Source organism: Streptomyces sp. NPDC088246 (assembly GCF_044741025.1).
Classification (GTDB): domain Bacteria; phylum Actinomycetota; class Actinomycetes; order Streptomycetales; family Streptomycetaceae; genus Streptomyces.
In genome coordinates this window covers 118,024-140,031 of record NZ_JBIURV010000009.1, presented here as the reverse complement: position 1 = coordinate 140,031, position 22,008 = coordinate 118,024, and the positions used below count along the sequence as shown (strand labels likewise).

Here is a 22,008-nt window from a genome sequence, read left to right as displayed (position 1 = left end):
CCCCGGACGAGTCGACCGCATCGCAATCGCCGCCACTGCCCGACATTCTCACGCCGGGCGCGGCCGGTCCTAATCCGGGCGGTGACCCGGATGCGGCCACAAGGGCCGCGAGGGATTCGAAGCCGTACAGGCCGATCCGTGCGGCTTCCTGGATGACGGGCCACGGGGTCTCCTCCCGTGCGTCCCACTCGGCGGCCGCGGGGCGGACGACCTGGGCGGCGAAGCCGTGCACCCAGTTGCGCAGATCCTGCTGCTCCTCGGTGAGGGCGAGCGAGAAGCAGCTCACGGGCTCAGGCCTTCGGGATGTCGAAGTAGCGGGTCAGGCCCGAGGCCGGCGAGACAAAGGTAGGGGCGCGCCGCCCCTTCGCCAAGGCGGGAGCGGAGTGGGGGAAGTGCGGGCGGCTCACCAGGAGCTGCCGGGGCGCACCGGCAGCCGGGGGTGGTGGGCGGCGAGGATCTTGTTGGCGCGGGCCAGCTCGGCGAGTGACTGCTCGCGGTCGGCCTGGTCCTCGACGCAGAGCCGCGGGCCGCGGAACCTGCGCACCTCGCGCGCGGCGCATTCGGCATCGAACTCCGCCTCCACGATGTGCGGCGGGATGCAGGACCCGATCAGCGCGGCGACCCGGTCCGGGATCGGCACGGGGACGAGGAGGTGCGAGGCGGTCATGGGGGGTTCCCTCTCGGATGGCCGGCCAGGAGGCGGTTCTCGGTGCGGCCGCCGAGTGGGCGGCCGACTTCTCCATATGTACGGGACGCACTTCCGGGTTTCTCGTTGAGAACGTCTCCGTGTGGCAACCGTTTGGGAGTGACCGGCTATTTCCCCTTACGCGTAAGTAAGTTGACTCCGCGTGAGGAACGTGCTCGGGTCGGGGACCGCGCTGCGCCGGTCAGAGTGGTGTGTCGTCGCCGCGCGCACGCAGCCGCATTGCGCGGAGCACGGCCTCGGTCGAGAACCGGGACTCGGGGTCGACGAGTTGCTCGCCGAAGATGGATTCCAGATTGCGCATCCGGTAGCGGACGGTCTGCGGGTGTACGTCGAGCAGCTCGCCCATCCGGGCGGCGGTGCCACGGGTGTCGAGCCAGATCCGCAAGGTCTCGGTCAGCCGCTCGCGCCGATTGGCGCTGATACCGGCCATCGGGGCGAGTTCACGCCGTGCGAGCTGGTCCAGGAGGACCGGGTCGGAGAGGAGCCACAGGGTGATGAGGTGGTCCTCGCAGAGGATGACCGGTGCGTCGTCGATGACGCCTGCGTCGACGAGTTCGAGCACGCGACGGGCCCAGCGGACCGAGTCCGAGGCGAGGGCGGTGGGAACGGTCAGGCCGATTGCGGCGCGGGCACCCGGGAGCGCGTGATCGAGCATGCGTCTTCGCATCTCGTCGAACGGTCCCGGGATCAGTAAGTGCGGCTGTGGGTCGGTGAAGTCGACGAGGACGTCGCGGTCGGCGCCGAGCCGCCCCAGCTCCGCCGAGGGGCGTACCGCGACGAGAGTCACCTCGTCGGGCAGTACCCAGCCGGTCTGCTCACAGAGTTCGGCGATGGCGGTACGGGGCACGGGCCGGCCGGCGAGTACCAGATGCAGCAGACGCCGCCGAAGGGTGTCCGTGTGGTCGCCGGAGGCCGCCCGGACCTCCAAGTAGCCCTCGCGGGAAAGTGCTTCGAGCTCATCGACGTACGAGAAGAGGGCATCGGCGAAGGTGAGCATCATCGTGGGGGAGAGGTTGTAGCGCCTGCCCACCTTCTTGGCCCGGCGCAGCGCGATCCGGGCGCCCAGTCGGTACGCGCCCTGCAACTGGTCCAGACTGCGGCCCTCGTACGCCTCGAACCTGCCGAACCTGCGGCACATCTCGTCGCGCAGTGCGGAGGGAGCGGCCGGCTCGGCGACCTGGTCCACGAAGACGGAGATGCTCTGCTCGACGCCGACCCGGATGCCCTGGCCGTAGGGACCGTCGAGCAGTCGCGCATATTCGGGGTAGGCGCGCGTCACCTCCAGCCCGATCTCCTTGATCAGGCTGGGGAGTTCGGGCCGCACGATCGCGGCGAACTCCTGCGGCAGCGGTCCCAGTGGTTCTCCGAGGTCCGAGGGCTGTACAACTCCCGGCATGTCTGCATCCCTTGCTCTCCGGCGCCCGATGGGGGTGGGCCGTGGGAGGAGCGCTCCCAAGCCGTCAGGTGCGTACCAACGTGGGCTGCTGAAGATAGTCCAAGCAGTGGCGCGTGGACACAGTTGTGACAGCACGAGATGCAAGGGGCACGTATTGCCGTGCCGGGGCCGGGCCGCACATGCCCCGGGACGGCCGGAGTTCCGGCGGCCGGAGCGGGCCCGCAACGGGGTTCGGCGCGGGGTGACAAGGAATTCCCGGAGCGCCGGGAAATCCTTGTACGGCCGTCACCTGTAATGGGGAGCGAGTCGCGATCGGTATTCCCGTGATAATTCGACTGTGCAGGCGCGGCGAAGTCAAGGGCCCGCGCAACGGGCGGTCGTGCAGCATGCCAGCAGGGACTGGCATCGTCTCGCGGCAGGGGATTTGACGTGGGGAGTTGCCGGAGGGCCCGGCGCCGATCGGTCGATCCGGCGGGCGTGCGACGCACCGCCGTCGGGCCGGAACCACTCACTTCTGGATAAGAATCCAGGAGACCGTACTCGCGTCGGAACAAAATATTGACCGGGAAGAGTGCTTTCGGAGATTCTTCGTCCCGAGTGTTGCGGTGCAACATTACTCGCCCGTAGCGTCTCCGCCGAACGCAAGTGGTCGCGCAGTCGGTCAGGTCGGACTGCCACTTCTCTGTCCTGTGACCCCGCCCCGCGAGTTCCGCCGAATCCGGCCGGAGGCGAGCTCCGGCGCCGGGCCGCATATCCTGAAGGGATACAGATCCGTGAACACCCTTGCACGCAGAGCCGCAGTTGTAACCGCCGCCCTCGGTGCGGCCATCGGGATGACGGTGTCGACGGCCTCGGCCGGTACCGCGACGACATGGACGATCACGCCGTCGGGGGCCTACACCGCGCACGCCGACTTCCCCACGCTGGAAGTACCGTTGGCGTCACTGGAGTGTGCGTCCTCCGACGTGAAGGCCGGAGTCCTCCAGGCGTCCAGTGCCACCGGCAACGGTATCGCCAACATCAACAACATCACCTTCACCGATTGCACGGTCGGTGGCATTCCCTTCGATGTCACGATGAAGACGACGCCGTGGTTGATCAACGCCGTCAAGCCGAACGCCTCCAACTCGAACTGGGTGGATGCCAGCGTGAGTTCCATCTCGGCCCACATCTCCGGAATCGGCTGCAGTGCCGACTTCACGGGCAAGGTCTACGGGCGCTACCAGAACAACACCGGTGACCTTGTCATCGACGGCTCGGGCACCGACCTGGTCGCGTCCAACGCCAGCTGCCTCGGTCTCATCAATAACGGTGATGTGGCCAGCTTCAACGCCTCGTACCACGTGACCGTGACATCGACGGGTACGTCGCCGGTGATCACCACCCCGTAGCACCGGGAAGCGCGTGGGTACGGGCCGACGGTGAGCAGATGCTGCCGCCGTCGGCCCGTCCTTCTCGTTTCCGGCGTCGTGGGTGACGGCGCCGCAGCAGATCAGTTGCAGCACGCACGAGGTGGAGGACAGCGTCGGCATGAACACAAAGACACCCGTGAGGGGCAGCAGGCGGTCGATGCGGCTTGCCTCGATCGCGAGCGTCGCCCTCCTTGCCGGGCTGTTGTCCGGACCCGGCTCCGTCGCGGACGAAGGCACGAAGCCGGTCACCCTCGCGTACGACTGCGGACCGAAGAGCGGGGCCGTGGCGGCCACGGTCGAGGTCTCGGTGGGAGTGCCGGCCACGGGCGAGGTCGGCCGGCCCGTGCAGCCGGGGCCCGCGACGGTTGCCGTGGTGCTGTCGCGGACCGATCTCGACGGGCTGCTCCCGGCCGGTGCCGATGCGGTGGTGAGCACGGCGATGCTCACGGTGGAGGTGGCGCAGAACGATCAGTCGGTTCAGGCGCAGTGGGCGGACCTCGGCGCTCCGGGCACCCCGCTTCCGCCCGACGGTGCGGTGAGGATGGTCCACTCGGGCGAAGTCCCGTCGGTGACGGTAGGCGCTCCGGGTGAGGTCCGGTTCACCGCAGGGGAGTTGAGGATCGCCCTTCGCTCCGCGGCGGCACTGGGCCAGGAGAGCGAGTCGGCTCCGGAGACAGTGACGTGTGAACCGGCCGAGGGGCAGGACGGACGCCTTGCGACCGTTTCGGTGCCGGGCGGGCCGGATGCCGAAACGTCAGGGACACCCGGCCCGGCGGAGCACGGCGACTCGGGCGAGAGGCCCGGTGACGGCATCATGGTCGAGCCGGAGGACACCCCGGCGCAGGACACCGATCCGTGCCCGGTCGAGCAGGCCACGGGGGAGATGGACTCGAGCGAGGCACCGCAGGCACCTCCGGGCGATCCCACCAGGGAGACCGACGTGCCCACGGGCGGAACCTTCGGTTGCGCCTACGCGGTCGGGATCGCCAATGTACTCAAGCTGAATGGGGCCATGATCGTGAACGACCCCACCCGCACCCCGGCATTGATCAGCGTCATGGCGATCAAGCACACGTCGAATCGTGCTCCCAGCGCCAAGGGCGGTGCCTACACCCGTCTCGACTCGCTCGGAAATCTGAAGCTTCCGGATGCCGAATCGACCTTTTTGACATTCGGATTCCAGCCGGTGAGCGCGAAGGTGGAATTCGAGAACGGTCCGATGACCATCTCCACCGGGAACATTGGTTCGGGCGCCCAGAGAATCGCCTTTTCCACCGCCTACTTCAAGCAGAGCCTGCGCCTCCACGACGTGAAGGTCAATGGAACCCCTCTGGACGTGGGAAGCAACTGCAGGACCGTCAGGCCCTACAAGGTGGTTCTCAACGGTGGGGCGAAGTACGTCAATGTCTACTCAGGAGGTCTGCTGGAGGGAAAGGTGGACATTCCGCCGTTTTCCGGCTGCGGAACGGGTGAGGAAGACCTCGATGCCTTGTTCACGGCATCCATCTCGGGCCCCGGAAACCTGATCAGCATGAACCAGGGAACGACATGTATTCCGAGTTCACCCAATAACCTCTGCCCGCCGACCATGCCGAAGATGCCCGGTACGGACTCGTGACCGGTTCATGTCGGGCAGGACGTACGTCCTGCCCGACATGAACGGCCGGCCCCGGTCTTCGGGCTCTGCGCCGTCGGCACCCACAGTAGCCAGGCTCGCCGGTGGCCCGAACTCCCCGCGGACACTGCGCTCGGCGCCGGCATCAGCGTCTGCGGAGGTGTCGTCACCGCGTGCGACCGCACCGGGGAACTCCTTCCCGCAGTCCTCGGCGGCACCATCGAGCCCGGACGGGTCCTCAACTCCGGGATGCTCCTGGCCGCAACCGCCGAAGCCTGCGCGACCACGGACGAGCGCCGCGTCGTCGAGGTCGTTCTCCAGCGTGAGGGGTTGTTCTTCCGCGATCCGGTGGGACCGGATGCTGCCGACCCGATCCGACGCGACGCGACCCGACCCGACCCGGTGGTCCGGGACCGTGTCCTGTGCGGTGAGCCGTCGGCAGAGCCCTCTTTGTCGGCCGACGCGTCTCAACGCCCCGATGGGGCCACCTCCCAACAGGAGCGTGACCCCACCGGGGCGTCGGGTAGGGCTCGGCCGACGGCTACTGGGCCGCCGAGTGCCAGTACTGCGACAGCAGCTTGCCCGCGTCGGGGGCGACGCTGCCGGGGTTGTTGATCGTCGCGACATACGTCTGGGCGTTGTTGAGGACCACGTTGTTGTTGCCCGAGGCGGACGGCAGCCCGGTCTTCAGGTTCACCGCCCAGTTGAGCAGGCCCAGCCCGCAGCCGCTGGCCCCCGGGACCGCGTACGTCGTATCGGTCTGGTTGGCACCCACGAGGCTGATCCGGCCCATGGGACCGGTCGCGTCGGTGGTGCCGTCGCCGGCGAACTGCTGGGTGCTGATGGCCGGGCGCGTCAGGTTCTGCGGGCGGAGCAGGACCGGGTTCGAAGCGGAGCCGATGTAGCACGAGTTGCCGAGGAACGGGTTCTCCAGGTGGATCCGTACCGGCAGCGTGATGATCGGCTTTCCGGTGGTGGTTCCCGCGAGGAGCTGGAAGTCGCTGGGGCTGTTGACGGACTCGATGGTGGCGGTCACCCGGTTGAGAGTGTTGTCGGTCAGCTGGTTGCAGATGCCGGTGATCACGGGAATGTCGCTGGGGCACATCAGGCCGAGCAGCCCGCCGGGGATCTGCGCGGAGTCGGCGACCAGCGCGCCGCCCGGAGGTGAGACCACGGTCGCCCCGCCGCCCGGATGCGTGACCACCCCGACCTGGAGGTCGCTGGCGCCCACCGGGACCACGGTGTTGCCGAGCTTGATGGAGCCGCTCGCCGAGTGCGAGGAGACGCAGACGGCGGTGTCGGTCGCCCCGTCGGCGGCCAGCATGGCGGGAGCGTCCACCGGACAGCGGGTGAAGGGCGCCCAGTTGCCGTTCAGACTCGTGGCGGCGGTGGCCGACCCCATGGACGCGAAGGCGGCGAGTGCGGTGAACGAGGCCAACAGCCCCACGCGCGCCCGGTTCGAACCAGATCTCATGTCTTCCCCTTTTTGAGGCAGCCGTCATCGAGGCGGCCCGGTGAGTCCGGAGTTGCTCGGTCTGCCTGCGGCGCCCCGAAGCCGGCATGGTTCGGTCATGGCGTGAGGGGTGCGCAGACCATAGGTGTGCGGAATGCGGGTGCCGGGGTCCGCAGCGAGCAATGCTGATTCGGACCCCCCATTCACCGAGCCGTGAGGTTACTGGCGAGAAACACTGGTGCACAATCCCGCCGTTTGAGAATCTGCCCACGGATGTGACTTCTCGTCAGAGAGTGAGTACTGGGCAAGGGCGCCTTGTCAATCTGTGCGCATGGACCCAGGGCGGAACTCGATTGCCGTCGCGACTCGCGACCTATACGGAATTCAGGCTCCCGCTTGTGCGTTCGCGCCGGTCCGGACGGTCGTTGGGTGGCCGGCCGTGATCGCTGAGGTCTCGCCACCAGGGCTGAGGAACTTGTCACTTACCGATAAATCCCCCTGGGCTCCTGCTCAGACAATGCAAAGAACCCGACGGCTCGATGCGGGCTCGCGAAAACTTGGAGAACCGGTATTGCGGGCCAGGTTACTCGGCCGTAACGTCGCCCTCGTCAGCAACTCGGGTGGTAGGTCCGGAGATTGCTCACCCGTCAGGAAAGGAACTCCGTCGTGGCTCCCCACGCCGGGATTCCCTGCCCGGGAGCCCCCAGTTCCGTACTTCCGGGCGGGGCGGCGCTCTCACTCCGGGGTCCCCCGGCTCCGGCCTCCCTGGGCCGGGCGGCCCCAGCCTGCACCGATTGTTGCGAGTGCGCAGTTCTTTACAAGATTTGAGTGAAAGTTTGTCACTGGATGACAAGTGGGCCGGTCGTTCACGAATTGGCTGTTCAAGGGCTTGTCCTGGCGGTGCCGGTGAACTTAACGTGCGCCCCTTGGCGCACTTCTGTCACTTCGTGAGCGCATGCAGGAGGTGGGATGGGAATCGAAGTAGTTGTCGAAGGCCTTACCAAGTCTTTCGGCAAGCAGAACATCTGGCAGGATGTGTCGCTCACGCTCCCCGCCGGCGAGGTCAGCGTCATGCTCGGCCCGTCGGGTACGGGAAAGACCGTCTTCCTCAAATCCATCATCGGCCTGCTGAAGCCCGAACGCGGTCGCGTCCTCATCAACGGCGTCGACATGGTGAACAGTCCCGAACGAGACATCATGGAGACCCGTAAACTCTTCGGGCTCATGTTCCAGGACGGTGCCCTTTTCGGATCGATGTCGCTGTTCGACAACATTGCCTTCCCCCTGCGCGAGCACACCCGGAAGAGGGAATCCGAGATTCGCCGCATCGTCATGGAGCGGATCGACATCGTCGGGCTCCTCGGTGCCGAGGGGAAGCTGCCCGGTGAGATCTCGGGCGGCATGCGCAAACGGGCCGGTCTCGCGCGTGCGCTCGTCCTGGACCCGCAGATCATTCTCTGCGACGAGCCGGACTCCGGACTCGACCCCGTCCGCACCGCCTACCTCTCGCAGCTCCTCATCGATCTGAACGCGCAGATCGATGCCACGATGCTGATCGTCACCCACAACCTCGACATCGCGGCGACCGTCCCCGACAACATGGGGATGCTGTTCTGCCGCAACCTCGTCACCTTCGGGCCGCGTGAGGTACTGCTCACCAGTGATGTGCCGGTCGTCTCCCAGTTCCTCTCCGGACGCCGCGAAGGCCCCATCGGCATGTCCGAGGAGAAGGACGCCGCAACTCTCGCCGCCGAGCAGCTGAACGGCAGCGCCTACGACCACAGCTCAGGCCCGCGGACCGTCGTACCGCAGCTGGAACCCTCGCCCGGGATGCCGGTCCGCCAGGCCGTCCAGCGCCGCCGGGAGCGCGTCCTCGGCATGATGGGCCAGCTCCCGGAGGCCGCCCGTACGGCCATCATGAACAGCTACACCCCGGCCGCCGGCGGTGCACGCCCGTGACGGCCGAGAATCCGGTGCGGCCCCCCGAGCCACCCACCACCGATGCGACGCCCCCGCGGCAGGCCCCCGTGCAGAAACAGCCGACGAGGCTGCTCGCACCGCTGCGCGAGACCGGGAAGCTGTTCGCGCTCGCCCTGTCCGTGACCCGCGCGGTCTTTCGAAGACCTTTCCAGGTACGGGAGTTCATCGAGCAGTTCTGGTTCATCGCCAGCGTCACCATCCTGCCCGCCGCCCTCGTCTCCATCCCGTTCGGCGCGGTCATCGCCCTCCAGGTCGGCTCGCTCACCGAGCAGCTCGGCGCCCAGTCCTTCACCGGCGGCGCCAGCGTCCTCGCCGTCATCCAGCAGGCCAGCCCGCTCATCGTGGCGCTGCTCATCTCCGGAGCGGGCGGATCGGCGATCTGCGCCGATCTCGGGTCGCGGAAGATCCGTGAGGAACTCGACGCGATGGAGGTCATGGGCGTCTCGCCCATCCAGCGCCTCGTCGTCCCGCGTGTCCTGGCCACCATGTTCGTGGCCGTCCTGCTCAACGGCCTGGTCTCCGTCGTCGGCACCCTGGGCGGCTACTTCTTCAACGTGATCATGCAGCACGGGACCCCCGGCGCGTACCTGGCCAGCTTCTCCGCCCTCGCCCAGCTGCCCGACCTCTACATCAGCGAGTTCAAGGCGCTGATCTTCGGGTTCATCGCGGGCATCGTCGCCGCCTACCGCGGGCTGAACCCGCGCGGCGGTCCCAAGGGCGTCGGCGACGCGGTCAACCAGTCCGTCGTCATCACCTTCATGCTGCTGTTCTTCGTGAACATGGTCCTCACGGCGATCTATCTCCAGATCGTCCCCGCGAAGGGGAGCTGAGAGAAGATGTCCATGCTCGGCTGGCTGGATCGCTCAGGCGATCAACTCACCTTCTACATACGCGCGTTGATCTGGATCCCTCGAACCCTGCGCCGCTACCTCAAAGAGGTGCAGCGCCTCCTCGCCGAAGTCGCGTTCGGCAGCGGCGGCCTCGGTGTCATCGGCGGAACCATCGGCGTGATGATCGCGATGACGCTCTTCACGGGGACGGTCGTCGGTCTCCAGGGGTACGCGGCTCTCAACCAGATCGGCACCTCCGCCTTCACCGGCTTCATCTCCGCCTACTTCAACACCCGTGAGATCGCCCCGCTCGTCGCCGGACTCGCTCTCTCCGCCACCGTCGGCGCCGGCTTCACCGCCCAGCTCGGCGCGATGCGGATCAACGAAGAGGTGGACGCCCTCGAAGCGATGGGCGTGCGATCCATGCCCTACCTCGTCACCACCCGGGTCATCGCGGGAGTCGTCGCGATCGTCCCGCTGTACGCGATCGGGCTGCTCTCGTCGTACGTCGCGTCCCGTTACGTCACCGTCCTGTTCAACGGGCAGTCGGAGGGGACGTACGACCATTACTTCAACCTCTTCCTCTCCCCGGACGACGTACTGCTGTCGGTTCTCAAGGTGCTGATCTTCAGCGTGATGGTGATCCTCGCCCACTGCTACTACGGATTCCGGGCCGAGGGCGGGCCCGCCGGGGTCGGTATCGCCGTCGGGCGGTCGGTGCGCAACGCGATCGTGCTGATCAGCGTCACCGACTTCTTCCTCTCGCTCGCCATCTGGGGCGCCACGACGACCGTGAAGGTGGCCGGATGATGAACACGCAGACGGTACGCCGCAGGCTCGCCGGAGTCAGCTTTCTGCTCGTCCCCGCCGTACTCGTGTGGGTGTCGGTCGCGGTGTACAACAAGGACTTCACCCACGACGCCACCGTGACCGTACGGACCGGGACCGTCGGCAACGAGATGCACGACAACGCCGATGTGAAACTGCGCGGCGTCGTCGTCGGCCAGGTCCGCAACATCGAGGCCGATGGGGACGGGGCCCGGCTCACCCTCGCCATCCAACCCGGCAAACTCGGCCGAATCCCGGCCGACGTGACCGCCCAGATGCTGCCCACCACCCTCTTCGGGGAACGGTTCGTGGCACTCGTACCGCCGGAGATTCCCTCCGTGCAGTCGCTGAAGGCGGGGGCCGTCATCCCGCAGGACCGCTCCACCAATGCCATCGAGCTGGAACAGGTCCTCGACAACGTCCTGCCGCTGCTCACCGCCGTACAGCCGCAGAAGCTCTCCGCCACCCTCACCGCCGTCTCCCAGGCCCTCGAAGGGCGGGGCGACAAACTCGGCGAGACCCTGGTCACGCTCGACGCCCACCTGAAGAAGCTCAACCCCCAACTTCCCAAGCTCAATGCCGACATCAAGGAACTCGTCAAGGTGAGCACCGTGTACGCGGATGCGGCGCCGGACGTCCTCGACGCGCTCACCGACTTCACCACCACCAGCGGCACCCTCGCCGAACAGCAGGCCGGGCTCGCCGACCTGTACGGGTCCACGACCGCCTCCGCCCAGGACGCGACCACCTTCCTGCGGAAGAACAAGGACAACCTCATCCGGCTCTCCGCAACAGGCAGACCGACGCTGGAGACCCTCGCGAAGTACTCGTCGGAATTCCCCTGCACCCTGCGTACCATGGCCGGGTTCGTCCCGGCCATGGACAAGGCACTCGGCAAGGGCACCGATGAACCCGGTCTGCACGTCACGCTGAAGACCGTGCCCTCCAAGGGTAAGTACGTGGCCGGGAAGGACACCCCGGTCTACGACGCGACCGGCGGACCGCACTGCTACTCCCTGCCCTACGTCGGCAATGCCGTGCCGACCGCGGACGCCCGAGCGGGGGCCGGCCAGGACACCCGGGCGGATTCCGCGCCCGGCGCCCCCGAAGAAGTGGCGGCAGCGGACGCGTCCCTCGGCATGCCCAACTCCCCGCAGGAGAGCCGGCTCGTCAACGAGTTGGTGGCTCCCTCACTGAAAATCCAGCCGCAGAGCCTGCCCGAGTGGAGCAGCGTGCTCATCGGTCCGGCCTTCCGCGGTGCGGAGGTGAAGCTCAAGTGAAGCGCCGCTCCCTCGCCGGGCCACTCGCGAAATCGATCGTCTTCATCCTGGTCACGGTCCTGGCCACCACCGTGCTGGCCCTGTCCATCGCCAACACGGGCGTCGGCAGCACCGTTGCGTACAGAGCCCGGTTCACCGACGCGACCGGACTGATCGTCGGCGACAGCGTCCGGATTGCCGGGGTCAAGGTCGGGCAGGTCGAATCCGTCGAGGTCGCCGACAGGCGGCTCGCCGAGGTCGGCTTCAGCGTCCAGAAGGGCCGGAAGCTCCCGGCGTCGGTGACCGCGTCCATCAAGTACCTCAACATGGTCGGCCAGCGGTACATCGACCTCGACCAGGGGGCGGGCCCGGTCGGCGAGAGCTTCACCGCCGGCTCGACCATTCCGCTCTCCCGCACCACCCCGGCACTCGACCTCACCCAGCTCTTCAACGGTTTCCAGCCGCTCTTCGAAGGGCTCTCCCCGCCGGACGTCAACGAACTCGCCGGCTCCATCGTCCAGGTGCTCCAGGGCGAGGGCGGCACCGTCGACAGCATCCTGCAGCACGTCGGCTCGCTGACCGGCACCGTCGCCGCCAAGGACAAGGTGATCGGCGAGGTGATCAAGAACCTCAACACGGTCCTGAAGACCGTCAACGACCGCGAGGCCGGCTTCGACGACCTCGTCGTCACCCTTCAGAAGCTCGTCACCGGCTTCTCCGGAGACCGCAAACCGCTCGGCCGGGCGGTCACCGCGATGGGCGCGCTCACCACCGTCACCGCGGACCTGCTCAACGACGGCCGGGGGCCGCTCAAGGACGACATCAAGCAACTCGGGCGCCTCTCCGACCGGTTGGTGGACAACTCGCCGAAGATCGAGAACTTCCTGGAGAAGACCCCGGCCAAGATGGCGGCGATCAGCCGCCTCGCCTCGTACGGCTCATGGCTCAACCTCTACCTCTGCGAGGCCAGGATCAGCGGTGTGACGACCAGCGACGGCAGCACACCGCCCACCGGCATCGAGATCACCCAGCCGAGGTGTCTGTCATGAGAATCAAGCCCGTACGGGAACGCAACCCCGTCGCCGTCAGCATCGTCGGCCTGCTGGTCCTGGCCCTCGTCGGACTCGCCGCCTACCGCGCCGATTCGCTGCCCTTCATCGGCGGCGGTACGACATACAGCGCCGACTTCACCGAATCGGCCGGGCTCGCCGACGGGGACGGAGTACGGATCGCCGGAGTGAAGGTCGGTGAGGTCACCGGGATCTCCCTCGACGGCGCCAAGGTGAAGGTCACCTTCCGGGTCAAGGACGCCTGGATCGGCAACTCCAGCACCGTCGGCATCGCCATCAAGACACTGCTCGGCGAGAAGTACCTCGCTGTCGATCCGCTCGGCGACGCCCCGCAGGACCCGCACGAGCGCATCACGGCGAGCCGCACCACATCCCCGTACGACGTCACCCAGGCGTTCAACGGCCTCGGCGAGACCATCGGGGAGATCGACACCGCACAGCTCGCCAAGAGTTTCGAAACGATCTCCGCCACGTTCAAGAACTCCCCGCCGGACGTGAAGAGCGCCGCGAACGGGCTCTCCGCACTCTCCAGGACCGTCTCCGAGCGAGACGCGCAGCTCGCCACCCTCCTCAAGGGCAGCAAACAGCTCACCAAGACCCTCGCCAACAAGAAGAGCAGCTTCGAAACCCTCCTGGAGGACGGCAATCTGCTCCTCGGCGAGATCCAGGCGCGCCGCGACTCCATCCATCTGCTGCTGACCGGCACCCGTGATCTGGGCACCCAGCTCACCGGGCTCGTCGCCGACAACAACAAGCAGCTGAAGCCCACGCTCAACGCGCTCAGCCGGGTCACCGCGGTCCTGCAGAAGAACCGCAAGAGCCTCGACAAGGTGCTGTCGCTCGCCGGGTCGTACAACAGGCTCGTCGGCAACACCCTCGGCAACGGCCGCTGGTTCGACAACTACGTCTGCGGTGTCGTCCCGAAGAACTACCTGCCCGCCGGCACACCACCGGCGACCGGGTGTATGCCTCCCAAGCAGGAAGGCGGCAGCTGACATGAGACTCACGCGCATCGTCGGCATCGGCGCCGGCCTCGCCGTCGTGGCCGTGGCGGCCACCACCGGGGTGATGGCCCTGGACGAAGAAGGAACGACGACCGTCACCGCGTACTTCGACCAGGCCACCGGTGTCTACGCCGGATCGGACCTCCGGATCCTCGGTGTGAAGGTCGGCACCGTCGAATCGGTGAAACCGCGCGGCAAGGAGGTCAAGGTCGTCCTGCGCGTCGACAAGGGAATCAAGGTCCCCAAGGAGGCGCACGCCGTCGTCGTCGCGCCCAGCCTCGTCGCCGACCGGTACATCCAGCTCGCACCCGCCTACAGCGGGGGAGCGGTCCTGGCAGACGGTGCCGAACTGCCCGCCGCGAACAACGCCACGCCCGTGGAGGTGGACCAGTTGTACGAGTCCATCACCGACCTCGCCGGCGCGCTCGGACCGGATGGGGCGAACGCCCAAGGCGCGTTCGCCGGGCTCCTCGACACCGGGGCCAAGAACCTCAAGGGCAACGGCAAGGACATCGGGGACTCCATCGAACAGTTCGGCAAGGCCACGAAGACCCTCGACAAGAGCAGCGGGGACCTCTTCGACACACTGTCCTACCTGCAGACCTTCACCACGATGCTGAAGGAGAACGACGGCAATGTGCGTGCCGCCGAGCAGCAGCTGAACTCCGTGACCGGCTTCCTGGCCGACGACAAGAAGAACCTCGGTGCCGCGCTCAAGGAGCTGGGCACCGCACTCGCCCAGGTCAAGACCTTCATCCAGGACAACCGCGGGGCACTCAAGAAGAATGTGGACGCCCTCGTACCGCTCACCCAGACCCTCGTCGACCAGCGGGCCTCGCTCGCCGAGTCCCTCGACACGCTGCCGCTCTCCGCGGGCAACGTCATCAACGCGTACGACCCGACGAACCGGACCCTCAACGGCCGGACCGACCTCAACGAGCTCAGCATGGGCGGGCCGCTCACCGAATCCACCGTGAGTCTCGAAGGGCTCTCCCCGGTGACCGCCGAACGGCGAAAGGCCCTGCCCTCGCTGCCGCTCCCGGCAGTGGGCACCGTCTACGGCACGCCGGAGGGCACCCGGACAACGACGAACAACAACAAGGGGGCGAACCGATGAGCCGTACCCTCCGCAGACCCGGGGCCCTCGCGACCACCGGTGCGGCCACCCTGATCGCCTTCGGCCTCTGCTGCGTTCTCGTCGTCAGGGGCTGCGAGGCCCCTCGGCTCAGCGGCATCGAACAGCTGCCGCTGCCCGGCGGCGCGGACCTCGGAGACCATCCGTACGAGATCACCGCCGACTTCGCGGACGTACTCAGCCTCGCCCCGCAGTCCTCGGTGAAGGTCAACGACGTCTCCGTCGGCCGCGTCACCAAGATCTCCCTCGCCCCGGACAGCTGGCAGGCCAGGGTCACCATGCGCGTCAACGGGAAGGTGGAACTGCCCGCCAACGCGTACGCCCACCTGGAACAGTCCAGCCTCCTCGGCGAGAAGTACATCCAGCTCTCACCACCAGCGACCGGCACCGCCCGGGGCACACTCACCGACGGTGCGAAGATCCCGCTCACCCGCACCAACCGGAACCCCGAGGTCGAAGAGGTCCTCGGCGCCCTGTCGATGCTCCTCAACGGCGGCGGCATCAACCAGCTCAAGACCATCACGACCGAACTCAACAAGGCGTTGGCCGGGCAGGAACCGCAGATCCGGTCCATGCTCAGCCGCGTCGACACCCTCGTCACCAACCTTGACGACCACAAGAAGGACATCACCGAGGCACTCGACGGTGTCAACCGGCTCTCCACCACCCTCGCCACCCGCAGACAGGACGTGGGCAAGGTCCTCACCGGGCTCAGCCCCGGGATGAAGGTCCTGGAGAAGCAGCGCGGCTCGCTCCTCACCATGCTGCGCGCACTCGACACCCTCTCCACCGTCGCCGTCGACACCGTCAACAAGAGCAAGGCGGACACGATCGCCGACCTGAAGGCCATCGCCCCCACCCTCGAGGCGCTCGCCGACTCCGGCAACGACCTGCCGGACTCCCTCCAGGTGCTGTTCACCTATCCGTTCACGGACGAGGTGCTGCGTGGTGTCAAGGGCGACTACCTCAATGTCTACCTGGACATGACGGCCGCCCCCGGGACACAGATCATCCCGCCCTACGACCCGGACGCCGACACGGCGACCGGTACACCGGCAACGGCCAGATCGGCCGGCTCGGGACTGCCACTGCCTCTTCCCTCGATCACCACTGAGGGAGCGACCACGACCACGCCGTCCGGAACGCCCTCCCGGAAGCCGTCCCAGAGATCTTCGGACAAACCGGCGGACACGCCTTCGGCCTCGGAGGGGAGCAACGGATGATCACCCTCGCCATCCGGCTGAAGAACATCTCGTTCCTGATCATCGCAGTGCTGGTGCTCGGCTATCTGGGTGTCCGCTACGCCGACCTCGGCCACTACATCGGCATGCGTGACTACTACACCGTCAAGGTCCAACTCACCCGGACCGGCGGACTGTTCACCCACTCCAACGTCACCTACCGGGGAGTCTCCGTGGGCCGCGTCGGCCCGATCGAACTCACCGACGACGGTGTGGAGGCCGAGCTGCGCATCGACAAGTCCGCACCCCCCATCCCCGACGACCTGAAGGCCGTCGTCGCCAACCTCTCCGCCGTCGGCGAGCAGTACGTCGATCTGCGGCCGACCCGCACCGACGGGCCCTACCTGGAGAACGGCTCGGTCATCGACCATGCCGCCACCACCGTCCCGGCACCGGTGACGAATGTCCTCACCAGCGTCAACGACCTCGCCGGTTCCGTCGACCTGGAATCGCTGCGGACCGTGGTCGACGAGTTCGGCACCGCGTTCGACGGGCGCGGCGACGACCTCCAGGTCCTCCTGGACACCGGCAGCGACTTCGTGCAGGCGGCCGACGACGCACTGCCCACCAACACCAAGCTGATGGCCGACGGCGAGATCGTGCTGCGCACCCAGGCCGAACAGGGCGAAGCACTCAAGGGATTTGCCTCCGGGGCCAAGGAGCTGGCAGCCCAGCTCAAGGGCTCCGACACGGACCTCCGCAAGCTGATCGCCGCCGCGCCCGATGCGACCGAGCAGATCAGCGGACTGCTGCGCGATCTCGACCCCGGTTTCGGGATCGTCGTCGCGAACCTCCTCACCACGTCCGAGGTCGCCGTCACCCGGCAGCGCGGCATCGAGGAACTCCTCGTGAAACTGCCCGCGGTCGCCGCGGCCGGAGCGAGCGCCGTGGACGAGGGCGGCGCCCGGTTCGGTATGTCGGTCACCTTCTTCGAACCACTGCCCTGCACCGACGGATACGGCGGCACGACCTATCGCAACGGTCTCGACACGACAACCGGTCCCGAGGTCAACACCAAGGCGCGGTGCACCTCCTCACCCGGCACCGGCATCAACGTACGCGGCAGCGCCAACGCGCCGAAGGGCCCAGCCGTACCCGAACCCGCCAAACCGGGCTCGATGCTCCTGGGCGCCGACGCGGGAGGCACCCTGCCGGGCGTACTCGGGGCCACGGCGAACACGTCACCCGCCACGAACGGCATGGCCGGGCTGCTGGGACTGGAGGCCGGCGAGTGAACCCCCGTACCAGAGGTCTCATGGGCTGGGCGGTCGTGCTCGCCGCCGTACTGATCTGCGCCTTCGGCGTCTCGGCGTACACACAGGCGCGTGGCGACGACACCCTCGCTTACGCGAAGAGCCGCGACGCGGCCCTGGCGGCGGGCAAGCACCATCTCGCCCGCCTGAACAGTCTGAACGGCAAGGACGCCACGAGCGTGGACGCGGGGCTGCGGCAGTGGCTCGATGTCTCCACCGGGCCGCTGCACGACCAGCTGAAGCGGACCCGGAGCAAGGATGCGAACGACCTGAGGAAGAGCGGCAGCACGGCCCGCGGCACCGTCACCGACGTGGCGCTCACCGCGCTCGACGAACGCGCGGGTACGGCCGAGCTGATCGCTGCCGTCGACGTCCGGGTCACACCGCGCACCGGCGGGGCCGGCACCGAGCGCAAACGGTTCGAGGCCACGCTCGCCCGTACCCCGGACGGCTGGAAGGTCAAAGCACTCACCGCGATTCCGGTGGGTGCCGCATGAGGCATGGGGGAGGACGGCGATGGTGAGCACCGAGGAGAAGACCGAAGCCGAGGTGGAGGAGCCCAGGAGCCCGGAGACCACCGGGGACGAGCCCGACGAGGCCGGGGTGTCCGCGGCCACCCGCCACCTGCGGCGCACCGCGGTCGTGCTGCTGGTCGTCGCCCTGGTTGTGGCGGGAGGCGGATTCTTCGTCGGGGCCCAGCAGATGAGGGACACTCCCGCTACCGACAATCTCGCGCTCAGCGACACCGAGGCGACGACCCGCGTCGTGGGCGACGTGAGCAGCGCACTGGGCAAGGTCTTCTCGTACGGTCCACAGGACACCGCAGGCACCAAGGAGTCCGCGAAGCAGCTCCTCGGGGGAAAGGCGCTGCGGCAGTACGCGGCTCTGTTCGGCCAGGTCGAGAAGCAGTCCAGGGACCAGAAGCTGACCCTCACCACGCATGTCGTACGCGCCGGGGTCAGCCGGCTCTCCGGTACCAGCGCCCATCTTCTCGTCTTCCTCGACCAGGTCTACGAGCGCCGGGGCAAGCCCGCCACCACGGCGGCCGCCCAGCTCTCCGTCACCGCCGAACTCCGGGACGGGCACTGGAAAATCGTGGACATCACCTCCAGATAGCCAGGCCACAGCCACAGCCACAGCCCATCGGGCATCCACCGCTCAGCTCAGCCGGCAAGGGAGAGACAGCAATGGCACGGGTACGGACGACGAAGAACCCACTGGTGGTGGCGGCGATCGTGCTGACGGCCCTGGCGGCCGGCAGCGCGGCCCGGGGCGGCTGGTCCTGGTACGGGGCCGCGCACGACGACTCGGCCGGCTACGGGCAGACCCGCGACGACGCCCTGGCGGCGGGCGAGCAGGCCGTGCAGAACCTGAACACGCTCGACCATCAGAAGCTGGACCAGGGCCTGGACAGCTGGGAGGACTCCACCACCGGCGATCTGCACCAGCAACTCGTGGACGGACGCAGCGGGTTCGAGAAGCAGATCCAGGAGGCGAAGACCCTGAGCACCGCCAAGGTGCTGTCCGGTGCGGTCACCGAACTCGACGACCGGACCGGCAAGGCATCGGTGATGGTGGCCTTGCGGATCACCGTGACGGCACCGAAAGGAAAGCCCGCGGTGAAGGAGAGCCGGATGCTCGGCCGGCTCACCCGCACGTCCGAGGGGTGGAAGCTCAGTGCCCTCGGTCAGGCGCCGGTCGGGAACACGGCCGGCTGAAGCCGCCGGGCCCCATCCGATCCATTCCATCACCGAGAGGAACTCCGGACATGTCGACGACCCGCCACCTCGTGAACCGTCAGCGCCGGTTGGCGACCGTGGCCGCCGCGGAGCGCACGACCGCACCACCGCGCAGGAAAGGGCGGACCGGCGAGGACGAGCAGCAGTCCGTGGTCACGCCGGACCTCGAGGAGTCATCGGATTCCCGAGACACGGAGCAGACGGAGGAAGAGGAGGCGGGCGAGGCGCGGGGTGAACAGCCGCGCACAGTGCCCCGCCTGCGGATCCGGCTCCCTGCCGTGCTCTGCGCACTCACCGTCCTCCTCGGCGCCTTCGCCGCCTGGTCGTTCACCGCGGCCGACGGGCTGCGCGGCGACGCGAGCCGCCGGAACACCGCACTGACCGACATCAGCCGTACCAGCGAGGTGAAGGGGCAGATCACCGAGGCGGTCGGTGCGGTCTTCTCGTACAACTACGCCGCCACCGCCAAGTCCGAGCAGGCGGCGCGGACTCACCTGGTCGGCAAGGCCGTTCAGCAGCACAAGGACATGCTCGCGGAGGTGCGGGCGCAGGCGCCGAAGCAGAAGCTCGTCCTCACCACGACCGTCACCGAGAGCGGTGTGGAACTCCTCGACGGCGACCGGGCCCGGCTGCTGATCTTCGCCGACCAGAGCAACACCCGTACCGGCAAGTCGGACGAGACGACCTACGCGGCGGCCATGTTCACCGTGGACGCTGTTCGCCGCGGCGGCACCTGGCGGATCTCCGCCATCGATACGTTCACCCAGTGACCCGGGGGCGAGGGGAGCACGCATGAGGTTCAACGGCACCATCCGCCGCGGAATCGGCGGCACGGCAGCCGCGGTCGCCGCGATGGCCGCACTCACCGCGTCCCAGGCACCGGGACTCGTCCGCCATGAACAGACCGCGAAGGAGCGCCAGGAGGCCGACGAGGTCATGTGGTCGCACGTGCCCAACGACGACTCGTACCACACCGAACTGCCGCCGCTGCAATCGCCTCAGCCGCCGAAGGCGGGTGTGAAGCAGAGCCCGGCCGCCGCCCGGACCTGGGCCGAGGCGGGCATCCCGGCCACGGTGCTCGCCGCCTACCGCAAGGCGGAGAGCGCGCTCGGCCGCACCGACCCCGGATGCCATCTGCCGTGGCAGTTACTCGCGGCGATCGGCAAGGTCGAGTCCGGCCATGCCGGCGGGGGACGGGTCGACGCCCACGGCACGACGCTGAGCCCGATCCTCGGGCCGGTGCTCAACGGTGCGGGCTTCGCCAACATCCCGGACACCGACGGCGGCGCGTACGACGGTGACAGGACGTACGACCGGGCGGTCGGCCCGATGCAGTTCATCCCCTCCACCTGGGCCCATTGGGGCAAGGACGGAAACGGCGACGGCCGCCGCGATCCGAGCAACGTCTACGACGCCGCCCTGGCCGCCGGGTACTACCTGTGTGCCGGACCGCGCGATCTGTCGGTGAAGGCCGATCTGGACCGGGCGATCCTCAGCTACAACCACTCGGACACCTATCTGCGCACCGTGCTGTCCTGGCTGGAGTTCTACCGCAAGGGCGTCCACCCGGTGGCCGACGGCAAGGGCCCCGTACCGAAGAGCCCAGGCGCGGGCGGACCGAACAAGCCGACGCACCCGGTGGGCGGCCCCGGTGCCCCGGGCGGCGGCATCATCGTGGGCCCGCAGCCCGGCGGTTCGCCCGGCCCCTCGTCATCGGCGTCCCCGAAGCCCTCCGAATCGCCGACCGGTTCCCCGGACCCGACCGGTTCCCCGGACCCCACCGATCCGGGCGGCTCCCCCGATCCGACCGGCAGCGGACCGGCCTCCCCGGACCCCGGCACGTCGAGCCCCGACCCCGGTACCTCGGCACCCGGCTGCCCGACGGACTCCGCATCCCCCGACCCGACCGACTCGGCCGGAGCCACCGAGTCCCCGTCGCCCGACCCGGGAACGAGCGAGGAGCCGTGCGCCACGCGGTCGGGCTCAGCGTCCGCCGGCTGACAGCACCTCGGCCAGGTCGTACCGCACCACCTCTTCCAGCTGCGCGTAGGTGCAGCTGTCCGGGGTGCGGTCCGGCCGCCACCGGCGGAACTGGGCGGTGTGCCGGAAACGGTCGCCCTCCATGTGGTCGTACGCCACCTCGCAGACCCGCTCGGGACGCAGCGCCACCCACGACTGGTCCTTCTTCCCGGACCAGCGGCTCGGCGTCCCGGGCAGCCGGGCACGCTCGTGCGCCTCGGCGTCCGCCCAGGCCGCCCAGGGATGGCCGGCGAATTCGATGCGCAGCGGCTCCAGCTCCGCGACCAGTTCCTCGCGCCGCTTCATCGAGAAGGCCGCACAGACTCCGACGTGCTGCAGTACGCCATCGGAGTCGTACAGGCCGAGCAACAGCGAGCCGACGACGGGGCCGCTCTTGTGGAAGCGGTACCCCGCCACCACACAGTCGGCGGTCCGCTCGTGCTTGATCTTGTACATCACCCGAGTGTCGGGACGGTACGGCAGATCGAGCGGTTTGGCGACCACACCGTCGAGCCCCGCGCCCTCGTACCGTTCGAACCACTCCTGGGCGAGGGCCGGGTCCGTGGTCGCCGGTGCGAGATGGACGGGGGCCGACGCACCGGACAGGGCCGCCTCCAGAACGGCGCGCCGGTCGGACTGCCTGATGGAGAGCAGCGAATCGTCACCCACCGCCAGGATGTCGAAGGCGACCAGACTGGCCGGGGTCTGCTCGGAGAGCAGCCGCACCCGGGAATCGGCGGGGTGGATGCGCTCGCTGAGCCGGTCGAAATCCAGCCGGCCGTCGTACGCGATCACGATCTCGCCGTCGATCACACAGCGCGGCGGAAGATTGTCCCGGACGGCGGTGACCAGCTCGGGGAAGTAGCGGGTGAGCGGCTTCCCGGTGCGGCTGCCGATCACCACCTCGTCGCCGTCGCGGTGCACGACGGCGCGGAAGCCGTCCCACTTGGCCTCGTACTGCATACCGGGCGGGATCTTCGAGACGGACTTGGCGAGCATCGGCTTCACAGGCGGCATCACCGGCAGATCCATGGCCCCGATTCTTGCCCATGGGTGGACATACGTCTC

General features: G+C 68.1%; 20 protein-coding genes and 1 pseudogene. 16 read left to right on the top strand and 5 right to left on the bottom strand.

From position 1 onward, the window contains the following. Positions 1 to 102: 102 nt before the first annotated feature. The 3 genes and pseudogenes from ACIPEK_RS15220 to ACIPEK_RS15210 all read right to left on the bottom strand — a co-directional run. A pseudogene (locus ACIPEK_RS15220) lies at positions 103 to 286 on the bottom strand (acyl-CoA dehydrogenase family protein); the annotation flags it as partial. Positions 287 to 403: 117 nt separating this feature from the next. Then, complete coding sequence (locus tag ACIPEK_RS15215) at positions 404 to 667, bottom strand: hypothetical protein (protein ID WP_383072865.1); 264 nt, start codon at positions 665 to 667, stop codon at positions 404 to 406. A gap of 220 nt (positions 668 to 887) precedes the next feature. After that, the gene (locus ACIPEK_RS15210; protein ID WP_401995565.1) at positions 888 to 2,102 is read right to left on the bottom strand and encodes a helix-turn-helix domain-containing protein; all 1,215 of its coding nucleotides are present in this window, start codon (positions 2,100 to 2,102) and stop codon (positions 888 to 890) included. Between the two features lie 773 nt (positions 2,103 to 2,875). Between ACIPEK_RS15210 and ACIPEK_RS15205 the strand changes: the two genes are divergently transcribed. Together ACIPEK_RS15205 and ACIPEK_RS15200 are read left to right on the top strand one after the other, a co-directional pair. Continuing rightward, positions 2,876 to 3,493, top strand: coding sequence for a hypothetical protein (locus ACIPEK_RS15205; RefSeq protein ID WP_401995562.1), 618 nt, complete (start codon positions 2,876 to 2,878; stop codon positions 3,491 to 3,493). Positions 3,494 to 3,632: 139 nt separating this feature from the next. After that, a complete protein-coding gene (locus ACIPEK_RS15200) occupies positions 3,633 to 5,132 on the top strand; it encodes a DUF6801 domain-containing protein (RefSeq protein WP_401995559.1) in 1,500 nt (499 codons plus the stop codon). A 538-nt stretch (positions 5,133 to 5,670) separates the two neighbouring features. Here ACIPEK_RS15200 and ACIPEK_RS15195 read toward each other — a convergent pair. Then, positions 5,671 to 6,603, bottom strand: a complete 933-nt coding sequence (locus ACIPEK_RS15195; RefSeq protein ID WP_401995557.1) for a hypothetical protein — start codon at positions 6,601 to 6,603, stop codon at positions 5,671 to 5,673. A 948-nt stretch (positions 6,604 to 7,551) separates the two neighbouring features. Between ACIPEK_RS15195 and ACIPEK_RS15190 the strand changes: the two genes are divergently transcribed. The 14 genes from ACIPEK_RS15190 to ACIPEK_RS15125 all read left to right on the top strand — a co-directional run bounded on the left by ACIPEK_RS15190 (position 7,552) and on the right by ACIPEK_RS15125 (position 20,922). Next, a complete protein-coding gene (locus tag ACIPEK_RS15190; protein WP_401995554.1) occupies positions 7,552 to 8,541 on the top strand; it encodes an ABC transporter ATP-binding protein in 990 nt (329 codons plus the stop codon). Next, positions 8,538 to 9,392, top strand: coding sequence for an MlaE family ABC transporter permease (locus ACIPEK_RS15185; protein ID WP_401995551.1), 855 nt, complete (start codon positions 8,538 to 8,540; stop codon positions 9,390 to 9,392). Before ACIPEK_RS15190 ends, ACIPEK_RS15185 begins: the two co-directional genes overlap by 4 nt. 6 nt (positions 9,393 to 9,398) lie before the next feature. Then, complete coding sequence (locus tag ACIPEK_RS15180; RefSeq protein WP_327271656.1) at positions 9,399 to 10,202, top strand: ABC transporter permease; 804 nt, start codon at positions 9,399 to 9,401, stop codon at positions 10,200 to 10,202. Continuing rightward, a complete protein-coding gene (locus ACIPEK_RS15175) occupies positions 10,199 to 11,500 on the top strand; it encodes an MCE family protein (RefSeq protein ID WP_401995548.1) in 1,302 nt (433 codons plus the stop codon). Before ACIPEK_RS15180 ends, ACIPEK_RS15175 begins: the two co-directional genes overlap by 4 nt. Further along, positions 11,497 to 12,528 carry an MCE family protein gene (locus tag ACIPEK_RS15170; protein WP_401995545.1) on the top strand — a complete coding sequence of 344 codons (1,032 nt, stop codon included), beginning with the start codon at positions 11,497 to 11,499 and terminating at the stop codon, positions 12,526 to 12,528. The genes ACIPEK_RS15175 and ACIPEK_RS15170 overlap by 4 nt, the downstream gene beginning before the upstream one ends. After that, positions 12,525 to 13,544: an MCE family protein gene (locus tag ACIPEK_RS15165; RefSeq protein ID WP_401995542.1), complete on the top strand. Its 1,020-nt coding sequence runs from the start codon at positions 12,525 to 12,527 to the stop codon at positions 13,542 to 13,544. The genes ACIPEK_RS15170 and ACIPEK_RS15165 overlap by 4 nt, the downstream gene beginning before the upstream one ends. Before the next feature lies 1 nt (position 13,545). After that, positions 13,546 to 14,670 (top strand): MCE family protein, encoded by a 1,125-nt coding sequence (locus ACIPEK_RS15160; RefSeq protein WP_401995539.1) that lies wholly within the window; start codon positions 13,546 to 13,548, stop codon positions 14,668 to 14,670. After that, positions 14,667 to 15,911 (top strand): MCE family protein, encoded by a 1,245-nt coding sequence (locus tag ACIPEK_RS15155; RefSeq protein ID WP_401995536.1) that lies wholly within the window; start codon positions 14,667 to 14,669, stop codon positions 15,909 to 15,911. Before ACIPEK_RS15160 ends, ACIPEK_RS15155 begins: the two co-directional genes overlap by 4 nt. Beyond that, positions 15,908 to 17,164: an MCE family protein gene (locus ACIPEK_RS15150; RefSeq protein ID WP_401995533.1), complete on the top strand. Its 1,257-nt coding sequence runs from the start codon at positions 15,908 to 15,910 to the stop codon at positions 17,162 to 17,164. The genes ACIPEK_RS15155 and ACIPEK_RS15150 overlap by 4 nt, the downstream gene beginning before the upstream one ends. Beyond that, positions 17,161 to 17,679 (top strand): hypothetical protein, encoded by a 519-nt coding sequence (locus ACIPEK_RS15145; RefSeq protein ID WP_401995530.1) that lies wholly within the window; start codon positions 17,161 to 17,163, stop codon positions 17,677 to 17,679. Before ACIPEK_RS15150 ends, ACIPEK_RS15145 begins: the two co-directional genes overlap by 4 nt. Before the next feature lie 19 nt (positions 17,680 to 17,698). Further along, a complete protein-coding gene (locus ACIPEK_RS15140) occupies positions 17,699 to 18,298 on the top strand; it encodes a hypothetical protein (RefSeq protein WP_401995528.1) in 600 nt (199 codons plus the stop codon). A gap of 71 nt (positions 18,299 to 18,369) precedes the next feature. Next, entirely contained in the window at positions 18,370 to 18,900 is a 531-nt protein-coding gene (locus ACIPEK_RS15135; protein ID WP_401995525.1) for a hypothetical protein, read from the top strand. A gap of 50 nt (positions 18,901 to 18,950) precedes the next feature. After that, positions 18,951 to 19,691, top strand: coding sequence for a hypothetical protein (locus ACIPEK_RS15130; RefSeq protein ID WP_401995522.1), 741 nt, complete (start codon positions 18,951 to 18,953; stop codon positions 19,689 to 19,691). A gap of 22 nt (positions 19,692 to 19,713) precedes the next feature. Next, positions 19,714 to 20,922: a lytic murein transglycosylase gene (locus ACIPEK_RS15125; RefSeq protein ID WP_401995519.1), complete on the top strand. Its 1,209-nt coding sequence runs from the start codon at positions 19,714 to 19,716 to the stop codon at positions 20,920 to 20,922. Here the strand turns inward: ACIPEK_RS15125 and ACIPEK_RS15120 are convergent. Beyond that, positions 20,905 to 21,972, bottom strand: a complete 1,068-nt coding sequence (locus ACIPEK_RS15120) for an ATP-dependent DNA ligase (RefSeq protein ID WP_401995516.1) — start codon at positions 21,970 to 21,972, stop codon at positions 20,905 to 20,907. The two genes, ACIPEK_RS15125 and ACIPEK_RS15120, sit on opposite strands and share 18 nt — an antisense overlap. Positions 21,973 to 22,008 lie beyond the last annotated feature (36 nt).